16 protein-coding genes and 2 tRNA genes are annotated in these 23,719 nt (G+C 58.6%); 3 read left to right on the plus strand and 15 right to left on the minus strand.

Annotation, left to right across the window (positions count from 1 at the left end; genetic code table 11):
- Positions 1-49: 49 nt before the first annotated feature.
- From CKW23_RS08925 to CKW23_RS08985, 13 genes are all read right to left on the minus strand, one after another.
- Positions 50-502, minus strand: a complete 453-nt coding sequence (locus tag CKW23_RS08925) for a YkvA family protein (protein WP_025261153.1) — start codon at positions 500-502, stop codon at positions 50-52.
- Between the two features lie 357 nt (positions 503-859).
- Positions 860-1,609 (minus strand): FKBP-type peptidyl-prolyl cis-trans isomerase, encoded by a 750-nt coding sequence (locus CKW23_RS08930; RefSeq protein ID WP_025261154.1) that lies wholly within the window; start codon positions 1,607-1,609, stop codon positions 860-862.
- Positions 1,610-1,768: 159 nt separating this feature from the next.
- Complete coding sequence (locus CKW23_RS08935; protein WP_025261155.1) at positions 1,769-3,169, minus strand: DUF4329 domain-containing protein; 1,401 nt, start codon at positions 3,167-3,169, stop codon at positions 1,769-1,771.
- 97 nt (positions 3,170-3,266) lie between these two features.
- Positions 3,267-4,505, minus strand: a complete 1,239-nt coding sequence (locus CKW23_RS08940) for a dipeptidase (protein ID WP_025261156.1) — start codon at positions 4,503-4,505, stop codon at positions 3,267-3,269.
- Positions 4,506-4,508: 3 nt separating this feature from the next.
- Entirely contained in the window at positions 4,509-6,845 is a 2,337-nt protein-coding gene (locus CKW23_RS08945; RefSeq protein ID WP_025261157.1) for a TonB-dependent receptor, read from the minus strand.
- 121 nt (positions 6,846-6,966) lie between these two features.
- Positions 6,967-7,401: a RidA family protein gene (locus CKW23_RS08950; protein ID WP_025261158.1), complete on the minus strand. Its 435-nt coding sequence runs from the start codon at positions 7,399-7,401 to the stop codon at positions 6,967-6,969.
- Between the two features lie 24 nt (positions 7,402-7,425).
- Positions 7,426-9,006 carry an FAD-dependent oxidoreductase gene (locus tag CKW23_RS08955; RefSeq protein WP_095067556.1) on the minus strand — a complete coding sequence of 527 codons (1,581 nt, stop codon included), beginning with the start codon at positions 9,004-9,006 and terminating at the stop codon, positions 7,426-7,428.
- Positions 9,007-9,028: 22 nt separating this feature from the next.
- A complete protein-coding gene (locus tag CKW23_RS08960) occupies positions 9,029-9,976 on the minus strand; it encodes an ABC transporter substrate-binding protein (protein WP_025261160.1) in 948 nt (315 codons plus the stop codon).
- Positions 9,977-10,006: 30 nt separating this feature from the next.
- Positions 10,007-10,792, minus strand: a complete 786-nt coding sequence (locus tag CKW23_RS08965) for an amino acid ABC transporter ATP-binding protein (protein WP_095067443.1) — start codon at positions 10,790-10,792, stop codon at positions 10,007-10,009.
- The gene (locus CKW23_RS08970; protein WP_095067557.1) at positions 10,785-11,753 is read right to left on the minus strand and encodes an amino acid ABC transporter permease; all 969 of its coding nucleotides are present in this window, start codon (positions 11,751-11,753) and stop codon (positions 10,785-10,787) included. Before CKW23_RS08970 ends, CKW23_RS08965 begins: the two co-directional genes overlap by 8 nt.
- Before the next feature lie 80 nt (positions 11,754-11,833).
- Entirely contained in the window at positions 11,834-14,239 is a 2,406-nt protein-coding gene (locus CKW23_RS08975) for a TonB-dependent siderophore receptor (protein WP_095067444.1), read from the minus strand.
- A gap of 842 nt (positions 14,240-15,081) precedes the next feature.
- Positions 15,082-15,158, minus strand: a tRNA-Asp gene (locus tag CKW23_RS08980).
- 21 nt (positions 15,159-15,179) lie between these two features.
- Positions 15,180-15,255 (minus strand) — tRNA-Val (locus CKW23_RS08985).
- 161 nt (positions 15,256-15,416) lie between these two features.
- Between CKW23_RS08985 and rdgC the strand changes: the two genes are divergently transcribed.
- From rdgC to CKW23_RS09000, 3 genes are all read left to right on the plus strand, one after another.
- Positions 15,417-16,337 (plus strand): recombination-associated protein RdgC, encoded by a 921-nt coding sequence (gene rdgC / locus CKW23_RS08990; RefSeq protein WP_095067445.1) that lies wholly within the window; start codon positions 15,417-15,419, stop codon positions 16,335-16,337.
- Positions 16,338-16,418: 81 nt separating this feature from the next.
- A complete protein-coding gene (locus tag CKW23_RS08995) occupies positions 16,419-17,384 on the plus strand; it encodes a bile acid:sodium symporter family protein (RefSeq protein WP_025261165.1) in 966 nt (321 codons plus the stop codon).
- A 263-nt stretch (positions 17,385-17,647) separates the two neighbouring features.
- Positions 17,648-19,609, plus strand: coding sequence for a methyl-accepting chemotaxis protein (locus tag CKW23_RS09000; RefSeq protein WP_095067446.1), 1,962 nt, complete (start codon positions 17,648-17,650; stop codon positions 19,607-19,609).
- A gap of 39 nt (positions 19,610-19,648) precedes the next feature.
- On the opposite strand, the gene CKW23_RS09005 is transcribed toward CKW23_RS09000, so the two are convergent.
- A complete protein-coding gene (locus tag CKW23_RS09005) occupies positions 19,649-21,523 on the minus strand; it encodes an MFS transporter (protein WP_095067447.1) in 1,875 nt (624 codons plus the stop codon).
- Positions 21,524-21,664: 141 nt separating this feature from the next.
- Positions 21,665-23,521, minus strand: a complete 1,857-nt coding sequence (locus CKW23_RS09010; RefSeq protein WP_256590434.1) for a membrane-associated oxidoreductase — start codon at positions 23,519-23,521, stop codon at positions 21,665-21,667.
- Between the last annotated feature and the right edge of the window lie 198 nt (positions 23,522-23,719).

Here is a 23,719-nt window from a genome sequence, read left to right on the forward strand (position 1 = left end):
GGCATAGTAACAGCGGATTGATACAGCTGGTGTAACAGTTCTGAAACGGTCAGAGCTTGCCGCCTTCCCTTTCCAGCGCTGCCTGAGTTTCGGGCAGCCGTTCAACCACAATGAGCTTCTCGGGTGACTGACGCTCGCGCCAGGCACGAAAGGCGTCCAGTTCGTCGGTCAGGTGTTTCATGATCCAGGCCAGAACCGCAATGTCATCGAACATCCCCAGGCCCGGGATCCAGTCGGGAATCGCGTCCAGGGGGCTCAGGAAGTACATCAGCCCCGCCACGATGGACAGAATGGCCTTGGGACTGATGTCACGGTATTCGCCGCGCCAGTAGGCCAGGCAGAGCGCCTGCAACAGACGCAGGTCTTCCTTGATACGTCCCAGCCGGCTGCCCTCGGTCGAACCTTTGCGCGCCACGGCAAACAACAGGCCCGGCAATCTGCCAGCGGCCAGCAGGCGGCGGGCTCCGGGCAGGTAACGAATGAAGTTCCAGGGTGCTTTCATGTTCACTCCCGCTCAATGAGGTGATGTCGGTAAACAAGCTCCAGCCTGCTGTCCGTTTACAAGGTTATCCACATAAGCTGTGGATAACCTTGTGAACAGCATCCGTTTTCATGCCTGAGCGCCCCGTTCTACGGGGGTCCAGCTTAAATCGGGCATTTTTTACTCACATAAAAAAGCCCATAAAATCGTTGACTTACAGGTTTAACGCGACTAATCCCGTGCAATCGTGACGTACTGTCAGACAATCTTCATCGCGCCATGATACTGGGACTGTACGGGTAGCGAAGCGTTCGGGAAATACGCCAGATACAAAAACGCCCTGTCGAGACAGGGCGTTTGGAAAAACCGGGCCAGATATTACTTCTTGGCCTTGGCCGGAGCCGGTTCTTCTTCAGCTTCAGGTGCCGCAGCAGCCGGGTCCTTGATGCCGAGCAGTTCCAGATCGAAGACCAGAACCGAGTTGGCAGGGATTGCCGGGCTCGGGCTCTGTGCGCCGTAGGCCAGGTCGCTAGGGATGAAGAGTTTGACTTTCTCGCCAACGTGCATCAGTTGCAGGCCTTCGACCCAGCCTGGAATCACGCCGCCGACAGGCAGATCGATCGGGCTGCCGCGCTCGACGGAGCTGTCGAACACCTTGCCGTCGGTCAGTTTGCCTTCGTAATGAACAGTTACAACATCAGTCGGCTTTGGCTGAGGGCCATCGGCTTTCTTGACGATTTCATACTGCAGGCCGGAAGCAGTGGTGACGACACCCGGTTTCTTGCCGTTTTCTTCGAGGAATTTCTTGCCGGCAGCCGCCGACTCTTCGCTCAGCTTGGCCATACGCTCTTCGGCACGCTTTTGCAGCGCAGCGAAGGCTTCAACCAGCTCTTCGTCTTTCAGTTTCTGATCTTTCTTGCCGACGGCATCTTCGATACCCAGGGCCACAGCCTTGGAATCCAGATCGTCCATACCTTCCTGAGCCAGGCTTTTGCCCATGTTCAGACCAATACCATACGACGCTTTTTGTGCCGGGGTTTTCAGCTCTACAGTGCTGGCTTGCTTGTCACAACCTGCGAGTACCAGACCGACCAGGGCAATCGCCGCTGCCAACCGATGCTGTTTCATGCTAATTCCTTGTTCATGCGCCAATAGGGCAAACGAGTAAAGCCGCGAGCTTATCAGGCCGCCGCGATCAATGGCTACCGGCATGAGAGGCGCGCAAGCTCGATAAGTTCAGGTAAATAAAGGTTTTCTCAGGTTTACACGGCACCGTTCAGTCGCAGTTCAGTTTCCCGGTTGCGATACAGGCGGGACAACCACACCCGCTGTCGGCCAGTTTTGGCTGCGGTTTATCACCCGCAGCCGCCCCGCCTGCGCCACCCGGCGTACAAAGTCAGTCCATCCAAGTGTGCCGGCAGCCAGTTGCGCCTGTATCGACTCGCTTCCCGAATAAACCCGCGAAAGCTGCCTGAGCAACTGATATTCAAGGGCCGAATGACTGGGCGTATAGCCCAGCAAGGCCCCATCGGGGGACGAGAAGTAAACCTCGGACATCGTGAAGCCATAGCGCACCGGCACCCATTTCGAGCGACGGGGCGGTATATAGCGATACTCAAACATGCGGTGCAGATCATCCGGCTGAAAGAAGTTGCGCCTTTCAAGCCGCTCGCCCTCGGCAATCACGGTATCGGGCGAAAAATACATGCCACAGATACGATAACCTTCAGGCAGCGGTGGTCGGTAGTAGGCGTCGGGATGGAATGCCGAACAAGGCGCGTAGACCATGCTCCCGTCTTCCAGCCGCGGGGCCGCCGCCCGGTACACGCCCCGCTGCGGATCGATCAGCAAAAAACCGATGGCCTGTGAATGAGCCCGGGGCCCGATCCGGCCATGCACATAGCGTGCAGCTTCATCGGCACTGGGGAATTCCGGGCTCAGGAGCAACGGCTTCAGCGGCCAGACCGTCTCGCAGACAGCAGGCGCAGGCATTGGCGGATAAGGCTGCCAGTCATGGGCTACCCTGCCCGGCTTGCCCCATAGGCGACTGGTCACTACCACGTGCAAATCTCCGGCCTGGGCCAGCATCCGGACCAGATCGCTGGGCATGAGAGTTTGCGCCTGCAATCCCCTGTGTACGTCGCTGAGCACGCATTGGTGAGGCCTGTCAGCCGGACCGGACACCCTCCTGAAAAGGGCCTGCTCCGCTTCGGAATGCGACAGGGTGTATTTGATCAGCGAGCCATCCGGCCCGGACAGATAGGTCACTGAACAGACTTCATGATCATCGATCACCGCATGGATATCGGCCACGGAAAGGCTGTTCGGGTAGGTGGCCTTTTCACTTTCAGACCACTCATTGAGGCCGGCAAACAGCGAAGGGTGAGAGTGATAGATCGCATAATCGGAATACCCCGCCGGATAAAGGACATACCCCTCCTGCCCGGCACTTGGAAAGACCTCATTGGGATTGAACTCAAAGGTATTGCCGGCCATGGGTTCGGTGGCGACGTACTTGCCATCGTTACGCACAAGAATGAAACCGCCGTATTCCCGATCACGCCTGTTACCGATGACTTCATGGACATAGCGCGCCACATCATCGGGATGATCGAAGGGCTCGCTGAGCGCAGGCATGCGTGGATGAGAAGCAATAGACCGCCTGGTGCGTCGTAGTCTGGGTTGCATATGAAAGCTCCTTGATAGCCCGGGACTGAGTGAGTCCAAAGCGTAAGGAGCTCCTAAGGAAGAGATGACATATTCGGATATGACATCGAGCGCTTGTTTACAGCCCGGCCTGCTGCGGCTGGCCCGCATCCTGCGCCGCCTGAAGAACCCGCAGCAGGTTCTCGCCCCAGATATTGGCAAGGTCCTTCTCGGTATAACCCGCTCGCAGCAGGCGCTCACTGATTTTCGGCAACAGGCTGACATCTTCCAGCCCCACCACCCCGCCACCGCCATCCCAGTCAGCACCGATGCCCACATGTTCAGGCCCCACCACATCGAGGATATGCAGCAGGTGTTTCATGAACACGTCAAAGTCGGGCTTGGCCGGGCCGTAACGCTTTTTGATCGCAGCGACTTCGCTGTGCAATTCCTTGACCTGATCGGACGACAGGGCTGCCAGGTTCCGATAACGGGCATAGAGCGGTGCCAGTGCCTTCTGCCGCTCGGGATCGACCTTCTGGGGTATCAGATAATCGCCGTAGCTGTTGACCTGCACCACACCACCCTTGGCCGCCAGTTGTCGCAGCCTCTCATCGTCAAGGTTGCGTGGGTGCGCGTTGACCGCCTTGCTGCTGGTGTGGGAAGCGATGACGGGCGCCTTCGAGGTGGCCAATACCTGATCGAACACCGCGTCCGACGCATGGGAAACATCCAGCAGAATCCCCAGACGATTGGCCGCAGCGACCAGATCACGCCCTTTGGGGCTCAGGCCGTTCCACTCGGGCAAGGCCGTGGCCGAATCGGCAATCTCATTGGTGCTGAAATGCACCAGGCCCAGCATGCGCAGGCCTTGTCGGTAATAGGTCTGGATCAGTTGCGGGTCCGTCCCCAACGGGTCGGCGTTTTCCATGCTGATAAACACCACGCGCTTGCCTTGCGCAGCAATGCGTCGGGCATCGGCGGCGGTCAGGGCCAGCTCGAACGTGTCCGGGGAGCGATTGGCCAGGTCGCGAATCCGCGCCAGCATGGCAAGGCCGTAGTGGCTGGCATAGGCCCGGCCCTCTTCGGTGCGAGGGCCGGGTGCGGTGTAGATCACCCAGAAGCCACCATCCAGGCCACCATCGATCATGCGTGGCAGATCCACCTGGCTGCCATCTTCACGGTAAGTGTGCCGGGCCAGAATGTCCCAGCCGGGCCGCGAAAGCTGCATCGGTGTATCCAGATGGCTGTCGAGCACCAGCAGGCGTTTGTGCAGTTCCAGGGTGCTGGCGCGCACTTCATCGTCAGCAAAGGCGGCTTGAGACGCGATGACCAGCGCCAGAGGGGCCAGGCAAGACAGAAAACGTTTGCAGGTCATGGCTCAGAACTCCGCACTCAGGGTGGTCTGGAAGGTGCGGGGCGAGCCGGGTCGATAGAAAGCAGGCCCGCTGGTGCTGGTCAGGATGTAGCCCAGATAATCCTTGTCGAACAGGTTGTCGATGTTGAAGCGCAGCTTGACGCTCTTGAGCGGCCCGTAACGCAGGTTGTCGCCCCCCAGGTCCAGATAGGCGTTGTAGAGCGTGTAGCCCGGCACCGACTCGGTATTGGTGAAATTGCTGTAGCGCGAACCGATATGGCGGGCCGAAAAATTCAGCACGGCCCACGGCTGCAATTCGTAGGTTACACCCGCCTGCGCCAGCCAGCGAGGGCTGTCGGGGATGTCATTGTCACGCAGGGCAAAACCGGCGGCATCGTCCTTGAAGCGGGCAATGTTGTAGGTCAGGTTGCCGTTGAGCACGACCTTGTTCGCCAGAACCGGTGGCTTCCATTGCCCGCTGAGCTCCGTGCCATAGGCCTCTGCCTTGCCGACATTCTGGAAGAACGTTTCCACCGTGCTGCTGCCCGCCACCGGCGAGGCAAAGGCTTGCAGGCGGTTATCGAACTCGGTGCGATAAAAGGCCCAGGAAGCGTTGAAGGTCGGCCGGTTGAGGCGATAACCCACTTCGTAGTTTTTCGAGGTTTCGGCTTCAGGTGCCGGAGCGTTCGGGCTGGCAGCGCGAAATACATCATCGGCACCACGGGGTAGCGCCATGTTTTCCGAATAGGACGCAAACACCTGAGAGTTGGCCGTCACGTCATAGACAAACCCCACCTGCGGCAGGAAGTGATCGTTCCATGACGTGCTCAGGCGCGGTTGCCGGTTGGCGATGTAATCACCCGCATTGCGATAGCCTTCGATGCGGTAATCCAGTTCCAGGCGTTTGAAACCGTATTGCAACCTCAGCCGGTCATCGAGCAGGGTCCAGGTGTCCTTGAGGTGGAACTGCACAGAGTCACGGGTCGAACTGAAATCCCCTTGCAAGTGCACCGGCTCGTTGCGCAACACCGTACCTGCCGGGCTGCCATCCACCAGGTTGTAACGCGCCTGCAAGCGATTGAAGACATCCTTTTCAACCCAGACGCCGGTTTCGATGGCATGGTTGCCCACATGCCAGGTCAGGCTGCTGAGTGCGCCATAACGATGGCCACTGAGGGCGGAAAGCCCGTACTGCACGCCACGCGGCGCAACCAGTCCCGCCACGCTGCCGCTCTGGGCGTTATGCAGAGCCAGCGACGTGGCATAGGCTTCAGGTGAAACCCCATAACCTTTCTTGGCCTCGTAATAGACGCTGGTGCGGCTTTCCAGATCCGGGTTGAGCTGGAAATTGCCGGTCAGGCTGTAGAGCGTATCCCGGCGCTGGTTGATCGCCTGTTTGTAATACTGGTTGTAGCCGGCGTTGCTGTAAGGCACGCCCGCGGCCGTTTCCGGTAGATCGGGAAGCTCGCCCAGATAAGCGAAGTCGCGGCCGGATCGACCGAACTCGTCATTGGCGGTGCCGTTGTACTGCGCCAGATTCACATACGGCGAGTCGTAGTCGAAAAAGTCGTTATGCACAGCACGGAACAACAATTCATGCCCGTCGCCGAACTCATAGCGAACCTTGCCTTCAAGGTGTTCGCGGTCGATGGTGCCGGGGCCGCGCCATAAATCACCGTCGATTTTCGAGCGGCTGAAATAGGCTGAAAGCCCTTGGTACTCGCCGGTTTCCAGCTTGATGAAACTGCGTCGCAGGCTGTCGCTGCCCAGCGTGTAGGACGTGCTGATCCCGCTTTCGCGAGCCGGGTTGGACGAGACGTAATCAACGTAAGGCCCAAGCGAGGTATAGCCCGGCTGCGAGACATCGCCCGCGCCGGTGGAAGCGGTCACCCGTTGGGTATTTTCGTTATCCACATAGCGATAGATCGGGCTGCCGCCAAACTGGTCGCTGCGCCCCAGCGGCACGCCGTCGATGGAGAAACCGATCTGCTGAAAGTTGAAGGCCCTTACGAACACCGAGTTACCGAACTCGTACAAACCCAGCGCATCGTTGACCTGCACGTTGAAGCCCGGCAAGGCTTCGAGCATCTTCAGGCCGGAAGTTCCCGCTGGCGCCGACAGCAAGGCCTGATGGGAAATGGACAAGGTATTGCTGATCTGGTCGGTGCCGATGGCCTCGTCCGCCTGGGTCACTCGTGCGCCCACCACTTCGACCTTTTCCAGCCGGGCATCCTGTGATGCCTGGGTACTGGCTTCCTGCGCCAGAACCGATTCGCCCGCCAGCCCGATCATCAGCAAGCCACTCAACCATGACTGCCTTTGCACACTGCCACTCTGTAACGCTGCACGCTGATGAGTCATCGTTCATCCTTGTCGGCATTTCGCAGGCACGCAAAGCCCCGCCAGGTTTTGAGCGCTACGCGCCCGAACCCCGGTATCCGATGTGTTAGGTTTGAAAAAATCCGGGAAAAAGCGTGAAGCCTTACGCTGTTCTGGCAGCGATGGCCTCGATTTCCACCAGAGCGCCCGGCAATGGCAGGGCGACGACTTGCAGCGCAGTGCGCGCCGGTTTGTTGGGCTGTTCAGCCGTGCCGAAAAACTGCGTGTAGCCCGCCTGCAAACCGGCGAAATCCAGCTTGCCGCCGGTTTCTTCAGCGCCCACCAGAAACACCCGCAATTGCACGATATCGCCCAGATCCAGGTCCTGTTGCCGGAGGATATTGCGGATCTTGTTGAACACCGAAACGGTCTGGGTTTCGGTATTGCCGAACGCCGCCGGCGTGCCCTTGGGGGCTTGCGGGTCGGCGACATCCGGCAAGGTGCCGCTGACGAATATCAGGCTGGCCGATGCAGGAACGGTCACAGTCTGCGAGATGGGAAAGTCACCGACACTGGTGCGTTTGATCTGGTCGCTCATGGTTGTTGCTCCTTCAATGGATAGTCATGCGTCGATAGCGGCTTTCTGTCGCTGCTGGATAACCCGTTCGCCCAATTGCGCCACCACATGGCGTGCCGAGTTGGCTGCCGATTCCTGCCAGATGCCAACCCCGCTTTGCACAAGCCCGTCGCCTGCGAAATACACCCGGCCATGGGCCTCTTCCAGCAAGGCGCTGGCCCGGGCCGGAAACAGTTCGCGCTGCAACCACGGGCCTTCGCTGTAGGGGATCTGCTCCCAGGACACTGCCAGTGGATTGCGCAACTGCTGCGAATAACCGGGGTGAAGTAATTCCACCGCTTCACGGGAGGTCGCAAACTGGGTGTCGAGAGGCTGGGTGCCGAAAGTATCGGCCCCCTCGCCCGTGACGTAGCCGGCCACCAGCAGACCCTCGCGGGTATTGAGGTCATTGCTGGGATACCAGAGCAGTCGCGCTGGATGCTCGATCCAGGAAATCCCGCCATAGGTGCGGTACTCGCTTTCCCAGAAGCGCGGTGACTGCCAGGCCACCTTGGTTGCGTGGCCATTGTGAGTGCTGAGCAGCGCGGCCTTGACCGGATCACTGAAATCCGTGTCGAGCCTGGCTAGCAGTGGCAGCGGCAAGGTGGATACCAGATAGTCGGCACGTACTACTTGCTCACGGCCGCTGTGCTGATCGTGATAAGTGACCGCCACACCGTCCTCAAGCTGGCGGATGCGACGCACCTGTGCGCCCAGTTGCACCTGATCGGTCAGGCGACTGTAGAACGCGTCGGTGATGCGATCCATGCCGCCCACCGGCTGAAACATGGTGGCCGAGAATTCGGGAAACTCGGAATGCAGTAACGCGCCCCACAACTCGGGATGCAGCAGTCGATCCAGCGTTACCGGTGCCAGACTCCCCGGCAAGGCACCCGGATGGCTGGGTGAGTCCTGATGGCCGGAGCGAATGCTGCCTTCGTAGGCCAGTTCCTGAGACAGGTCGCCATAGACCTGCAGAAACACCAGCAGACGAGTGCGCTCTTCAGCGCTCAAGACATCGTCCAGTGCATCACGCTGCACCGCCTTGGCCAGCAATCCGGACAGATGCCCGCGAGCATCGTTGAGCGCCTGCCCTACCGTGAAAGCAGGCCGCTCCAGATCAGGACGCACTTGCGCGCCATGACTGGTGTTGACCAGCACTTCCAGAGGCACCCCCAGTTCGCTGCAATAGTCGAGCAAGGTCCGGTGCTGACTCGGAATCCGCGCAGGCCCGGCATTGAAATACAGCCCCTGATCGAACTGTGCGGTTTGCGTGCGGCCATCGAGGTAATCGACCTTATCGCCGTTGCGCAGGGTCCAGGTGCGGCCACCCACGCGGTTGCGGGCCTCCAGCACTTGCACCTTGAACCCGGCGCGAGTCAGTTCCAGCGCCGTGACCAGCCCGGCGATCCCGGCACCCAGTACCAGCACGCTTGCACCCTGCCCCGTATCGGCTTTCAGCTTCAAGGGTTGTGGCCGCCGATGCGACGAAGGCCCCAGCCCCAGCGCCGCCAGCGCACCCTTGACCGCTTGCTCGCCACCTACTGCCGCAATGCTCGAAAGCGCTTCACGTCGTGTCAGTCCCATGCTCATGTCCTCCCTGAATGACTCAATCCGGCAAACCTGGCGGGTTGATTTCCGATTGATCGATGCGCTCCACATCCAGCCCCCAGCGCTTGAGCACCTGATCGTATTGCCCACCGGCAATCACGCCCTGAAGCGCAGTGTGGATCGGCTTGACCAAGCCGTTGTCCTTGCGCGTGGTCACTGCGATATCGGCGCGACGCGGCCAGCCACCGTTGACGATGCCCACCAGACGGATGCCATTGGTCAAGGCCTGGGAATAGGCCGACAGCGCATTGGGACCAAAGGTGGCATCGACGCGCCCCGATTGAACGGCCAGTTGCGCAGCCGCCACGTCGTCGTAGTACTGCAACAAGGCGGGCTTGATCCCGGCCTTCTCGTTTTCTTCGTTCCAGGCCAGCAGGACTTTCTCCTGATTGGTGCCGGAGCCGACGATGATCTTCAGCCCGGCAATGTCGCTGGCCTGCTTGATGGAAGTAATCTTGCTGTTGGCCTTCACATAGAAGCCCAGCACGTCCTGCCGATAGGTTGCGAAATCAAAGCGCTTCTTGCGGGCCTCGGTCACGGTCACGTTGCTGATCACCGCATCGTATTTGCCCGAGCTGACGCCCAGCGGCCAGTCTTCCCAACTGGCCTGTACCACATTGAGTTGCAGGCCAAGGCTGTCGGCCACCAGTTGCGCGGTGTCGGCTTCGCTGCCGATGGTGGTCTTGTCGTCGGAGGCCAGCAGCGCCAGGGGCGGCCCGGCAGTTCCGGAGACGGCAACCGTGAATTTGCCCGGCTGGGCGAACTTGAAGCCCTGTGGAATCTGCGCAATGGCTTCCTCGTTGCGTGGCGCGCGGATGCGCTGCTGGTCAGGGCTCAGATTGATCTTTTGCACGGTCGGCGGCGTAGCACGTTCAGCGGCCAACACAGGTTGAGCCAGGCCGATGGCTATCGTCAGCAGCGCCAGGCGCGTGGTATGTGCAAGCATGCGAAGTCACTCCTTTAACACTCGAAATATTCACAACACCTTGCCCAGAAAGGCGATGGTGCGAGGATGGCGGGGTTGGCGAAATATCTGTTCGGGAGGTCCTTCTTCGATCAATTGGCCCTCGCAGAGAAACACCACATGGTCGGCCACTTCTTTGGCAAAGCCGATTTCGTGGGTCACGACCACCAGGGTCACGCCCAATCGGGTCAGGCCTTTGATAACGTCCAGCACTTCACCCACCAGCTCCGGGTCCAGCGCGGAAGTCGGCTCATCGAACAGCAGCACTTTGGGATCGAGCGCCAGGGCACGGGCGATGGCTACACGCTGCTGTTGACCACCGGAAAGCTGCCGTGGATAAGCGTCGGCCTTGTCTTGCAGGCCTACCTTGCCCAGCAGCTCCAGTGCCCGGTCGCGGGCCTCGGATTTGCTCCAGCGCTTGTGGGCCAGAGGGGCTTCGGCGATGTTTTCCCAGGCCGTCAGGTGCGGGAACAGGTTGAAGTTCTGGAACACGAAACCCACGTCGATGCGACGCTTGAGAATCTCGCTTTCCTTGAGCTCATAGAGCAGGTTGCCCTGGCGGCGATAGCCGACATATTCACCGTCGATGGTGATGTGCCCGCTGTCGATTTTCTCCAGGTGATTGATAGTCCTGAGCAGGGTCGACTTGCCGGAACCGGAAGGCCCGAGAATGACCGTGACCTTGCCCGGCTCAATGGTCAGGTCGATGTTGCGCAGCACCTCCTGATTACCGAAACGCTTGCCCACGTTCTGGATCTGGATCCGCCCTGCTCGCACAGCCGTTGCCGACTCAGCCATGGGTCTTCTCCTTGAACCAGTGACGCAGGCGCTGCAAGGGCGTCGGCGGCAGGACACGCGCCGTGCCACGGGCAAAATGGCGCTCGATGTAATACTGGGCACAAGTCAGCAAGGTGGTGATGATCAGGTACCAGACCGTGGCGACGATCAGCAGCGGAATCACCGCCTGGGTGCGGTTGTAGATGACCTGCACGGTGTAGAACAGGTCCGGCAGCGCCAGCACGTAAACGATGGCAGTGCCCTTGACCAGTCCGATGATTTCGTTGAACCCCGAAGGCAGGATCGAGCGCAGGGCCTGAGGCAGGATGATGCGGAAAATCCGCCGCTGTGCCGGCAGTCCCAGCGCAGCCGCTGCTTCATGTTGGCCGTTGTCGACGCTGATGATGCCGCCACGAATGATCTCTGCGGTATAGGCCGCCTGCATCAGGCTCAGGCCCAGCACCGCCACGGTGAACTGGCTCAACACGTCGACGGTGGACCACTCGGCCAGCACGATCCCGGTGAACGGCACGCCCAGCACGATGTGATCGTAGAGGTAGGCAAAGTTGTAGAGGATGATCAATACCAGCAGCGCTGGCATGGAACGGAAAAACCAGATGTAGCCCCAGGCCAGCGATGCCAGCAACGGCGACTTCGACAGGCGCGCCAGTGCCAGCACCGTTCCCAGCAGGACACTGAATACCGTGCTCAACACCGTGAGCAGTAAGGTCTGCCCCAACCCGCGCAATACCGAGGGCGAGAAAAACCATTTGGCGAACACATCCCACTCCCAGCGCGGGTTGGTGGCCAGCGAATGGACAATCCCCAGCAGCACCAGTGCCGCAAAAAAAGACCCCACCCAACGCCAGGGATGACGGGCCGGAACCACCTGCAAAGTCCCGACAGGAACCGCTGCCTGAGCATCGGATACCTTGTAGTGAGTCCCCTCTCGGAGGTCGAACGGTTTGGCGACAATGGGCATCTCGGGTTCCTCGTACGCAATCACACGTGATCGTGTTTCATTGATGTCGAACAGCAGGGGCGCGGTGACGGTGCGCCCGTTCAAAAGGCATACGTCAGGCGGGTGTAGTAGTAACCACCGGTAAAACCGAAGGGTGAGTATGTGCCGTAGCTACTGGTCATGGTGTTGCTGGGGATGCCCTGTTTCTTGGGGTAGACGTCGAACAGGTTCTTGGCACCCACGGCGATGTTCAGGTCTTTGGTGAGGTTGTAGCCGACGTCCAGATCGGTGATCCATTTGGCCGCGTAGATACGATCCAGAGAGCGGTCGCCGGAATCATTGACCTCCTTGTAGGAGCCATAGCGGGTCAGGGCCAGGTTGATAGTGAACCTGTCGATGCTCCAGTCGCCGCCCAGAATCAGCTTGGTCTTGGGCTGAATGCCGGTAATGACATTGCGGGCTTCACGATCCATCAGGTCATAGGAAGTACCGAGAATGGTGGTGGAGGCCTTGTAGCTGAGGATTTCGGTCTGGTTCCAGTTGAACGCCGCCGTCCACTTCACCGAACCGAACGCGCCCAGGTCCTGACTGTAGTTACCGACCACGTCCACGCCTTTGGTCCGGGTATCGGCACCATTGATGAAGTACTGGCCACCCGAGGTCGAGTTGACGCCGTTGTCCTGCAACACCTGAGTGACTTCATTGCCCAGCAGCGTGCCGGTCAGGGTGATGCGGTCACGAATGTTGATCACATAGGCATCGGTGGTGAGGCTCAGACGCTCGGTTGGCGTCAGGGTGAAGCCCAGGCTGAAGTTGGTGGAGCGCTCAGGCTTGAGGTCTTCGGCCCCCAGGGCTCGAGCCGCATCCGAGGCGACCGGCAACACGCCAAAGTTGATGGACTGGTAGACGCCATTCACCACGCCATAGGTCGTCGAGCGGGCACTGAACAGACTGTTGGCCAGCGAGGGCGCACGGAAGCCATTGCTCACGGTCGCCCGCACAGCGAACTCGGGGGTGAAGTCATAACGGGTGGTCAGCTTGCCGCTGCGGGTCGCGCCCACGCCCTGGTTGTAGTGCTCATAGCGCAGCGCCGTGCCCAGATACCACTGCGGCAACGGGTTGAAACCTACATCGACATAACTGGCGACGCTGTTGCGGGTGGCACTGCTGGCTTCGTCGGGAGAAATACCGTTGGTCACCTGCGCTCCGGAAGAAGCGCAGTTGCCCGGCGCGACGCAATATCCCCCATTGGCATAGGAAGCCCAGTCACCTTCCTGGACCTCATACCCGTCACGGCGATGCTCGAAGCCGTAAGACAGATCCAGAGGTTTTTGCAGGCCGACATCGAAGCCGCGCTTGAAGTCCAGGTTGGTCGTCAGCTCGGTGGCAATCCAGGTGCCGGAAGTGAAATGGTTGGGGGTTGCCTCGCCCAGTGAAGGGTTCTGGTTACGCTCGGTACCCTGCTCGGCTTCGTTGCGTCCATAAGTGGAAGACAGGTCCCAGTCCCACTCGCCGACCTGGCCCTTGGCACCGAACGCCGCCTGGAAATCCTCCTCGTCGATGTACCAGATCGGCACATAACCGGCCGGGTATCCGTTGGGGCCGGTGGTAATGGTGTTAGTGATGGTCGGCAGACGAAAATTCTGGCCTTGCTCGGCCTTGCGCCGTGAGTAAGTGGTGAACGAGTAAAGGCTGAGGTCGTCGCTGACCGGCAGTTCCGCGTTATAGCCCAGGGTCAGCAGGTTGATCTTCGGTGTACCGTAGCCGCCATAGGTGGACTTGCCCGCCCGATCCAGCGCCTGCTCGTAGGTGTAGCCGTTGGCACTGGCCTTGTTGTCATCGTTCTGGCTGCGGGCATCGAGCGCCAACTGCACGATGCCGCCATCGCCAATCTCGAACCCCTTGTTCAGGCTCTGCTGAACCGTCTGCTTCTTGCCGTCATACCCAATGCCCGCGTTGGTCACAGCGGTTCCGCTGGTATCGGCCTTGAGGATGATATTGATCACCCCGGCGATGGCGTCGGAACCGTATTGAGCGGCAGCCCCGTCGCGCAGCACTTCGACATGATCAATGGCGCTGATGGGAATGAAATCCAGATCGGCAGGTGCCGCGCCCGTGTTGATACCGTTGATGTTCAGGGTTGCGCTGGTGTGGCGACGCTTGCCATTGACCAGGACCAGCACTTCGGCAGCACTGAGGCCACGCAGGTTCGGCGCACGTGCCATGCCGCTGGCGTCCCAGCCGGTTTTTTCCGGCAGGGTCAGGGATGGGATCACCGCACTCAGGGCTTCCATCAGGCCGGGCTTGCCGGTGCTTTGCAATTGACTGGCACTGACCACATCGATCGGCACCGGGCTGCTGGTGACCGTGCGCTGCTCGGCCCCCCGGTTACCGGTCACCACAACAGTAGAAAGGGTATCGCCACTCTTCGACGCAGCTTCCTGCGCCTGAACCGTGCTGGCCAGCAGCATACCGCCCACGGCCAGAGCCAATGGATTCAGACCCATGGCGCGCCTTGGCCCATGAACATCCTGTAAGACTCTCTGCACATCCACTCCAAAGGGCCGCCATTGCAGCCCGCTCATCCAGATTGCGCGGTCGGGCACTCACGCCGTCATCGAGACAGCGCGAAGTGCATTTATGGGTTGATGCCTGCATCCGGCCCCGACACCTGAAAACAGCCGGGACAAAACGAAAGCTAACGGTGCGCAGCCGGACGAGCGGGTGGCTGGAATACTGCAGAGCGCCTGTCAGCGACAGGGCGAGAGAAACCCGGGTAACGGGATTGAGCTGGCAACATACATCGAACTCCCTTCCAACGATCCTGCAACAGGGGTCAGTGGTGGATCACCCTGGCATGCCTTGCAAACTCAGGCTCCTGGCCTGTTTGCGCGATGGCATGCGCGCAGAACCTTGATCACGATTGGTACCATCCGAGGTGAGGGGTAGGCTGTCGAAACCAAACATAACGGAATCAATGGCGTAGAAAAACTTCTATTTCGCTATAAGCTAATATGATAAATATTGATTTATACAAAGACACTTAATCCAAAAAATGAATATAAGCAGAAAGATGTGGGCGTAGGAGCAAATGCCGATCAGTTCAAAGCAGGTACTCGTGGGAGGGGCCTTGGCCGCGACAGCCAGCTTTCAGACGCTGAAAATGTATTGCCTGTAGGCAAGTCGTCGCGGCCAAAGTCCCTCCCACAAGTGACTGTATTTGCCTTGATTGATCGGCATTCCCCTAAACGAGGAGAGAATGGATTTCTGGACAGCAGAAAGCAAAAAAGCGACCCTAAGGTCGCTTTTCTGGTTGCTTCAAGGAGTTCAAGGGCCTTGAAGCTGAATATGGCGCAGCGGACGGGACTCGAACCCGCGACCCCCGGCGTGACAGGCCGGTATTCTAACCGACTGAACTACCGCTGCGCGTAACACTAAGAGAGAGATTGGTGGGTGATGACGGGATCGAACCGCCGACCCTCTGCTTGTAAGGCAGATGCTCTCCCAGCTGAGCTAATCACCCTTCACTCTCGGTGTGGCGCGCATTCTACGGAGCGACCCATACTCTGGCAAGCACTTTTTTAAATAATTTTTATAATCCTTCCAAAGGCTTAGCGCAGGGTTGGCCCGGACGCCCGAGCAGCGAATAATGCCCTCCTTTGTATGGAAGGAGAGATTCACCTCATGTGGTTCAAAAACCTGCTTATCTATCGCCTGACCCAGGATGTACCTTTTGATGCCGAGGCGCTGGAAACTGCATTGGCGACCAAGCCGGCCCGCGCCTGTGCCAGCCAGGAGTTGACCACTTACGGTTTCGTCGCGCCGTTCGGCAAGGGCGAGGACGCACCACTGGTGCACGTCAGCCAGGACTTCCTGCTGATTGCTGCGCGCAAGGAAGAGCGCATTCTGCCCGGCAGCGTGGTGCGTGATGCAGTGAAGGAAAAGGTCGACGAGATCGAAGCCGAACAGATGCGCAAGGTCTATAAGAAAGAGCGCGACCAGATCAAGGATGAAATCATCCAGGCCTTCCTGCCTCGCGCCTTTATCCGTCGCTCGGCGACCTTTGCCGCCATCGCGCCGAAACAGGGCCTGATTCTGGTCAACGCTTCCAGCCCGAAACGTGCCGAAGACCTGCTGTCGACCCTGCGCGAAGTCATCGGCTCGCTGCCGGTTCGTCCGCTGACCGTCAAGACCGCGCCAAGCGCAATCATGACCGACTGGGTCAAGACCCAGAAAGCCGCCGACAACTTCTTCGTTCTGGACGAGTGCGAACTGCGTGACACCCACGAAGATGGCGGGATCGTGCGTTGCAAGCGTCAGGACCTGACCAGCGATGAAATCCAGCTGCACCTGAACACCGGCAAAGTCGTCACCCAGCTTTCCCTGGCCTGGCAGGACAAGCTGTCGTTCGTGCTGGACGACAAGCTGGTGGTCAAGCGCCTGAAGTTCGAGGACCTGCTGCAGGATCAGGCAGAACAGGACGGCGGCGACGAAGCCCTGGGCCAACTGGACGCCAGCTTCACCCTGATGATGCTGACCTTCGGCGAGTTCCTGCCCGAGCTGTTCGAAGCACTGGGCGGCGAAGAAATCCCGCAAGGGATCTGATTCGTCCGTCTGGACTGCAACAGGACCGCGCCGCCTCTATAGGCGGCGCCTCTTTTATGGATACAGAAAAAGGAGCGAGCCATGCGGGCACTGGTAGCCTTGAGCCGTTTTGTAGGGAATACGTTTGCGTACTGGGTGCTGTTGTTCGCCATTCTGGCGTTCCTGTTCCCTCAGGTGTTCATCGGCCTCAAAGGCTGGATTGTCCCGTTGCTGGGGCTGGTCATGTTCGGCATGGGCCTGACCCTCAAGCTTGAAGATTTCTCTGAAGTGGTGCGCAACCCCTGGCGCGTGGCCCTGGGTGTGGTCGCGCATTTCGTGATCATGCCGGGCGTTGCCTGGTTGCTGTGCCAGATCTTTCATCTGCCACCGGAAATTGCCGTTGGCGTGATCCTGGTCGGTTGCTGCCCGAGCGGCACTTCGTCCAATGTCATGGCCTGGCTGGCCAAGGGCGATCTGGCGCTGGCCGTGGCCATCGCAGCCGTCACCACCCTGCTCGCCCCGTTGCTGACCCCGGCCCTGATCTGGTTCCTGGCCTCGGCCTGGCTGCCGGTGTCCTTCCTGGATATGTTCTGGTCGATCCTGCAACTGGTGATGCTGCCGATCTGCCTCGGTGTCGCCGCCCAGCGTCTGCTCGGTGCACGGGTCAGCCATGCGGTCGACGTACTGCCACTGATTTCGGTGGTCAGCATCGTGCTGATTGTCTGTGCCGTGGTAGCCGCCAGTCAGGCGAAGATCGCCGAGTCCGGCCTGCTGATCATGGCCGTGGTGATCCTGCACAACACCTTCGGTTTCCTGCTGGGCTACTTCACCGGCAAGGTATTCAAGCTGCCGCTGCCGCAGCGCAAATCCCTGGCCCTGGAAGTCGGCATGCAGAACTCGGGTCTGGGCGCAGCACTGGCCAGCGCTCACTTCTCACCGCTGGCGGCGGTTCCCAGTGCGCTGTTCAGCGTCTGGCACAACATCTCGGGCGCCCTGCTCTCTACGTACTTTCGCAAGATGCCGGAAGAAAACGTTCAACAGCCGAACGACAAACCTGTCGCCAATTAAGACCTGACGCTCACCAATGCCTGGACTGTTTACATAACAGTTCGGGCAACTAAACCGTTTATAAAAACAGACCGCTTTCTTGATACGGATCAAGATGGCCTGAGCCGCGTTTGTCGGACAACCTATCCAGAGCAAAATAAAAACATAAAAAACAACCTCCCGCCTAAATCCCCAGTAACATGCGCCGACACCTATAACACTAACTATAACGCCCCCACTTTGTCCTGCGCCAAGTTCTCACACATCAAGGGAGTTTCACGGAAATGCTCAAGAATGCACCGCTAAGGATAAAACTCTTATTGATTTTGCTGCTTCCCTTATTGGGTTTCCTGATAGTGGGCGGCGTATTTGTTTCAAATAATTACAAAACTTTGAACGACATGAACAAGACAGTAACGGCCAGTGCTACCGCACAGAAACTGAGCCGTCTTATCACGACGCTGCAACGCGAACGGGGCGCCAGCGGCGTGTTCCTGGGCAGTCGCGGTACGGCCATGGGCGACCGCCTTATCGAACTGCGCAAGGATTCAAATCTCACGATAGAGGCCGTACGCGGATTGTCCGCACCTGGAGCCTCCGAACTTGACCCTGTCATGCGCGCACTCGACAGCGTGACGCAAACCCGTACTAACGTCGACAAGCAGGCCATTACCAGTACGGAGTCTGGAGCCCGTTATACGCAGGTCATTCAAACACTTATCGGTTATACCCACTCACTGGAAGCCAGTGTCAATAATGCGACTATCGTTCATGCACTCAGCGCGCTGAATCAATTCATCGAAATGAAAGAACGGGCTGGCCGTGAACGTGTACTACTTGGCCTTGTATTCAACCAGGATCGTTTCGACGAGAAACTGTTGTCGAGTTTCAGTCGTAACCTCGGAGAGTTCGTCGCTTACTCGGATGCTTTCAGCCGCAAGGCCCCCGCGGACTCGCTGAAAGAGTTCAACGAAAAGATGCAGACTCCGGCAGCGGTGGAAGTCGGCAAGTTGCAGCGACTGGCATTCGACGTCCCCATGGGTCAGGCATTGGGTATCAAGCCCCAGGCCTGGTTTGAAACCTCGACGAAGCGTATCGACATGATGAGTGAGGTCGAAGAAGACCTGGGCCAGAGTGTCAGCAAGCTCGCCATGCATGAGCGCAATGTCGCCAGCCGCGCCCTGTGGCTGACCATCGGCGGCGCCATCGCCGCCCTGCTTGCGGTATCGGCGCTGTCATACCTGATCATTCGCAATATCAACCTGGCTGTCAGTGATGTGAACAAAGCGCTGGACGACCTTGCCGGGCGGGATCTCACCGCAAGAGCAACCTACGAAAGCAAGGACGAATTCGGCCAGATCTCGCGCAACCTCAACCGCATGGCGCAAGAAATCAGGGACATCGTTCAGGAAATCGGCAATGCCACTGCACAGGTGGCAACCGCAGCAGAGGAATGCTCCACCGTCACCGCCGAAACCAGCCGCAGCATCGGACAGCAACGCCAGAGCACTGAACTGGTGGCCACGGCTATCAACGAGATGAGCGCGACCGTTCGGGAAGTGGCGCTCAGCACCAGCGATGCAGCGCAGATGTCACAACAGGTCAACACCAGTACAAGCCAGGGCCGTGGCGAGATCGAGAGCACCATCGAACTGATTCGCCAGTTGTCGGGGCAGGCCGAACAGACGGCATCGATCATCGGCGACCTGAAGCACGAGAGCGATGCGATTTCCTCGGTACTCGATGTCATTCGCGGCATTGCCGAGCAGACCAACCTCCTGGCCTTGAACGCTGCCATCGAAGCTGCACGAGCTGGCGATCATGGCCGTGGTTTCGCTGTGGTAGCCTCCGAGGTGCGCACCCTGGCGCAGAAAACCCAGGAGTCCACCGGCAACATCCAACAGATGATCAGCAACCTGCAGAACGGCTCGGACCGGGCAACCACGTCAATGCAGGAAACCCTGAGCAAGGCTCAGTCCGGAGCCACCAAAGTCGAGCGCGCAGGCGCACTGCTGACGGAGATCGCCGAGGGGGTGACCAGCATCAGCGACCGCAACATTCAGATCGCATCGGCGGCGGAAGAGCAGAGCGCGGTGTCCGAAGACATTAACCGCAACGTCAACGAGATCAATGACCTGGTCATACAGGTCAGTGCCGGTGCCGAACAGACGGCCATTACCAGCCAGGAACTGGCGCGCCTGGCCGAACACCAGCAGCGTCTGGTCAGCCGTTTCAAGGTAGCCTGACAACAGAACCTGAAGGGGCGCGAGCCCCTTCAGCGCTGTCTAACGCCCTGCCCCTCTCAATACCTTCACCTGCTCACGCACATCCGCAGGTTTCGCTGCATCGGCCGCAATCGCAGGTCCGGCTACCAGCACCACTCTGGACCACAGGCGACGAAAGAGTTTCTTGTCTGGCGCATAACTGAAGAAACTGCCCCACAACCCCTGCAACGCCAGCGGAATCACCGGCACCGGTGTCTCTTCGATCACACGACTCATGCCGCTCTTGAAACCACTGATCTCGCCATCGCGGGTCAGTTTGCCTTCGGGGAAGATGCAGACCAGCTCACCATCGGCCAGGTATCGGGCAATCCTTTGGAACGCCTGCTCGTAGATTTCCAGGTCCTCGTTGCGACCGGCAATCGGGATGGTGCCAGCAGTGCGGAAAATGAAGTTGAGCACTGGCAAGCGGTAGATCTTGTAATACATGACAAAACGGATAGGACGACGCACGGCCCCACCAATCAGCAGCGCATCGACAAAAGAGACATGGTTGCAGACCAGCAAGGCCGGGCCTTCTTCGGGGATCAGGTCCAGGTTGCGGTGCTCGACGCGGTACATGGAATGGCTGAGCAGCCAGATCATGAAGCGCATGGTGAACTCGGGGACGATCTTGAAGATGTAAGCGTTGACCGCGATGTTCATCAGCGAGATCACCAGGAACAACTGCGGGATCGACAGTTTGGCGAAGCTGAGCATCAGGATGGACACGATGGCCGACACCACCATGAACAGCGCATTGAGAATGTTGTTGGAAGCAATAACCCGGGAACGCTCCTTCTCCGGGGTGCGGGACTGGATCAGCGCATACAGCGGCACGATATAGAAACCACCGAACACCCCGATGCCCAGGATATCCAGCAGCACCCACCAGGCCTGCCCGTAGGACAGCACCGCCAGCCAGTCATTGGGCTGCACGTTCTGCGGGAAACCGCCCGAATGCCACCACAGAAGCAGGCCAAACACTGTCAGCCCCATGGAGCCGAACGGCACCAGACCGATCTCGACCTTATGGCCGGACATGCGCTCACACAGCAACGAGCCCAGCGCGATACCGATGGAGAACACCGTCAGAATCAGGGTGACCACGGTTTCGTCGCCGTACATCCACTCCTTGGCATAGGCCGGGATCTGGGTCAGGTAAATCGCCCCCACGAACCAGAACCAGGAGTTGCCGACAATCGAGCGCGACACCGCGGGCGTTTGCCCGAGCCCCATGCGCAAGGTGGCCCAGGACTGGGTGAAGATGTTCCAGTTCAGCTTCATTTCAGGAGAAGCCGCAGGCGCTTTCGGAATGCCGTAACTGGACACAAAGCCCAGGCACGCCACCAGCACAATGGCGGCTGACACCACAAAGGCGTAATGACTGGAGGACATCATGATCCCGGCACCGATGGTGCCTGCCAGGATCGCCAGGAAGGTGCCCATTTCCACCAACCCGTTGCCGCCCACCAATTCGTGCTCGCGCAGGTGCTGCGGCAGGATCGAGTATTTGACCGGCCCGAACAGCGCCGAATGAGTGCCCATGGCAAACAGCGCCAGCAACATCATCCACAGGTGATTGAACAGAAACCCTGCCCCACCGATCACCATGATGCCGATCTCCGCCAGCTTGATCAGCCGGATCAGCGCATCCTTGGGATACTTCTCACCGAACTGCCCGGCCAGTGCCGAGAACAGAAAGAACGGCAGGATAAACAGCAAGGCGCACAGGTTGACGTAGATCGAACGGTCACCCTCGATGCTCAGTTTGTAGAGAATGGCGAGGATCAGCGATTGCTTGAAAATGTTGTCATTGAACGCCCCAAGGGACTGGGTGATGAAAAACGGCAGGAAACGCCGCTTTCCGAGCAGGCTGAATTGTGACTGTTGGCTCATAGTCCGTGGTCCTGAATGGCTTGGCTAATTGGAAGTTCTGAATCCAATCTGGAGCACATTGAAGACGTATCACTTCAGAATGTCGATAGCCATAAGCGGTACGACTGGGCGTTTCCATGCGCTGAATACGCCCAGCAATGCTCACTCCTTGCGTCGTGCCAGCCCGGACACCACTGCCACGAACAACAAGCTGAACCCCCAACCGGCGAGGATTTCAAACCACATCACGAACCTTACCCAGCGCTTGGGGCTGGTGAAGAAACCTAGCACTTCGGCGACTACATTCGCCTTGGGCGTCTCGATCACCGGTGCCCAATCATCCTCCTGATGCAAGTTGACCAGTGGCAGCAACAGATCCAGCGAAAAGGCTATCGGGCTGAAGGCCGTGTACTCTTGCGGCAAGGCATCGCACAGATACCAGTTGGCGGTGCCAGGAGGTTCATTGCCGGTCGGCGACAGCGGCGGTGAGCACTCCTTGTAGTCGGGGTTCTGGAACACCAACGGATCGCTGGGAGCAAAAATTGCCTGATGACTCGCCGCCCACCAATAGAAGCCAGCGCAAGACAGCCAGACGCCCAGGAACCAGGGCAGCAGCAACATCGGGCGATAGGCGTAGCCACTGAGCGGTCCATACATGGCGTGCAGAATGACCATCAAGCGCCGGTAGCAAATGCGCAGAGGTTCAGGCCAGCGTTTGGGACTTTGGCCGATCAGCCCTTTCTTGCGAAGCTGCTCCTCGAACTTGATCCCCACCTGCCGGGCATCCTCGGCATGGCCCATTTCTTCCAGGACTTTTTGCAATTGTCGCCAGGGTTGGGGGTAGAACTCGGGAAGCAGGCCTTCCTTGGGTTTGGGAACATACTGTTTATCTAGCCAGGCTAAACGCTCCTCAATCCGCATTTGCTCGTTGACGTGAATGAAGCCGTAGACGAAGCCGTTAAGGTTAACCCTCTCGCCCCAGCTTTCCTTATCGTCATTCAGGGATCCCACGCGCCCGCCGAGGAATGAAACCCTTTCTGGTGGAGTCTCCATTTTTCGCAGAATCAGCGAGCCGCCAACGGTGACCCGAGGAGCACGGATTTCCGTGATGTACTTGGCGCCATCAATAACCATATCACCTTGAAGTTGCAGACTATGCAAAACCACATTGCCTTTAGCGGTGAATCCATCATTCAGAAATAATGAGCCACCGGCAACGGCCCCATCCATACGAATAGAGTCACCTCCATTACCGTCAAAGCAACCACCCGTACAATCAAATTGCCTTGAAATTCTGGCACCTAAAAAGCGAACGCTACCAATCGCAGAAAAACCGTGGCGAAGAAAAACATCTCCCTGAACGTCAATCCGGTCAGCTCTTAATGCTGGGCCTTGGTCATTCTCGATACGTGCACCGTTACATCCCAAATCGCCACCGATCCGCATGGCTATCAAGTTGATACCGCCTTTGGCCTCGACCCTATTCAGGTACAGACTGTTCCCGCAGGTCGCTCCATCGGTAGTCAAAGCCCAATCGCCTGCACCATCTAGTTTCGAATTTGATAGAGCTATCTGCCCCTGAACCTGTGCGTCCTGAAAGTTGACCGCAGCCGATGAAACGATTTCTATCAGTAGTAAAGCGCCTTCCGCTCTGAGGCGAGCACCTTGAACACCTTTCAGCCTGGAGCCATGAAGAAATAATGTATTCATCAGCCTCGCGTCTTCCAGAATCAACGCAGCTTCAAAATCACACCATCGCAAACTCAAAGGCAATGACAGGTCCAGACTTCGGAGATCAAGCATTCCGGTAATACAAACCCCACACAATTGAACGCCCTGCTCGTGCACTATCGCCTGTTCATCACCTCCCAAGGCCAGAAAACGTATAAAACTGGCACGTACCTGATTGTCTGTCGTCTTCTCTTCGGGAACGCTGGATTCCACCTCCGCGACAGCACCCTCCCTACAACACTTCAACAGCAATTGCTCGGCAGGCAGTAACGGCAAAAAATCACTCAACGAGCGCCCTGACGGCTTCATCTCAAATCCCTTTACGGTGACAGCGACCAGAACGCCCCGGTCTGTCGAAAAAAGAGCAGATGGTAGGCATAAGGCCCGTTGCCATCAACGACTAACCATAACCCCCTGCGACGAAGCGCCACGCTCGACCTTGGTCGAGAAAGACGAATGCCAGGCATCGTGCGAGACTGCCGCATC

The organism is Pseudomonas sp. Irchel 3A18, assembly GCF_900187465.1.
GTDB lineage: Bacteria > Pseudomonadota > Gammaproteobacteria > Pseudomonadales > Pseudomonadaceae > Aquipseudomonas > Aquipseudomonas cichorii.

Bases quoted from the DNA above. Each gene is read 5' to 3' on its own strand.
- CKW23_RS08965 (WP_095067443.1), bottom strand. From the start codon at position 10,792: ATGGCTGAGTCGGCAACGGCTGTGCGAGCAGGGCGGATCCAGATCCAG.
- CKW23_RS08950 (WP_025261158.1), bottom strand. From the start codon at position 7,401: ATGAGCGACCAGATCAAACGCACCAGTGTCGGTGACTTTCCCATCTCG.
- rdgC (WP_095067445.1), top strand. From the start codon at position 15,417: ATGTGGTTCAAAAACCTGCTTATCTATCGCCTGACCCAGGATGTACCT.
- CKW23_RS08995 (WP_025261165.1), top strand. From the start codon at position 16,419: ATGCGGGCACTGGTAGCCTTGAGCCGTTTTGTAGGGAATACGTTTGCG.
- CKW23_RS08945 (WP_025261157.1), bottom strand. From the start codon at position 6,845: ATGACTCATCAGCGTGCAGCGTTACAGAGTGGCAGTGTGCAAAGGCAG.
- CKW23_RS09005 (WP_095067447.1), bottom strand. From the start codon at position 21,523: ATGAGCCAACAGTCACAATTCAGCCTGCTCGGAAAGCGGCGTTTCCTG.
- CKW23_RS09000 (WP_095067446.1), top strand. From the start codon at position 17,648: ATGCTCAAGAATGCACCGCTAAGGATAAAACTCTTATTGATTTTGCTG.
- CKW23_RS08975 (WP_095067444.1), bottom strand. From the start codon at position 14,239: ATGGGTCTGAATCCATTGGCTCTGGCCGTGGGCGGTATGCTGCTGGCC.
- CKW23_RS08955 (WP_095067556.1), bottom strand. From the start codon at position 9,006: ATGGGACTGACACGACGTGAAGCGCTTTCGAGCATTGCGGCAGTAGGT.
- CKW23_RS08960 (WP_025261160.1), bottom strand. From the start codon at position 9,976: ATGCTTGCACATACCACGCGCCTGGCGCTGCTGACGATAGCCATCGGC.
- CKW23_RS08940 (WP_025261156.1), bottom strand. From the start codon at position 4,505: ATGACCTGCAAACGTTTTCTGTCTTGCCTGGCCCCTCTGGCGCTGGTC.
- CKW23_RS08970 (WP_095067557.1), bottom strand. From the start codon at position 11,753: ATGCCCATTGTCGCCAAACCGTTCGACCTCCGAGAGGGGACTCACTAC.
- CKW23_RS08930 (WP_025261154.1), bottom strand. From the start codon at position 1,609: ATGAAACAGCATCGGTTGGCAGCGGCGATTGCCCTGGTCGGTCTGGTA.
- CKW23_RS08925 (WP_025261153.1), bottom strand. From the start codon at position 502: ATGAAAGCACCCTGGAACTTCATTCGTTACCTGCCCGGAGCCCGCCGC.
- CKW23_RS08935 (WP_025261155.1), bottom strand. From the start codon at position 3,169: ATGCAACCCAGACTACGACGCACCAGGCGGTCTATTGCTTCTCATCCA.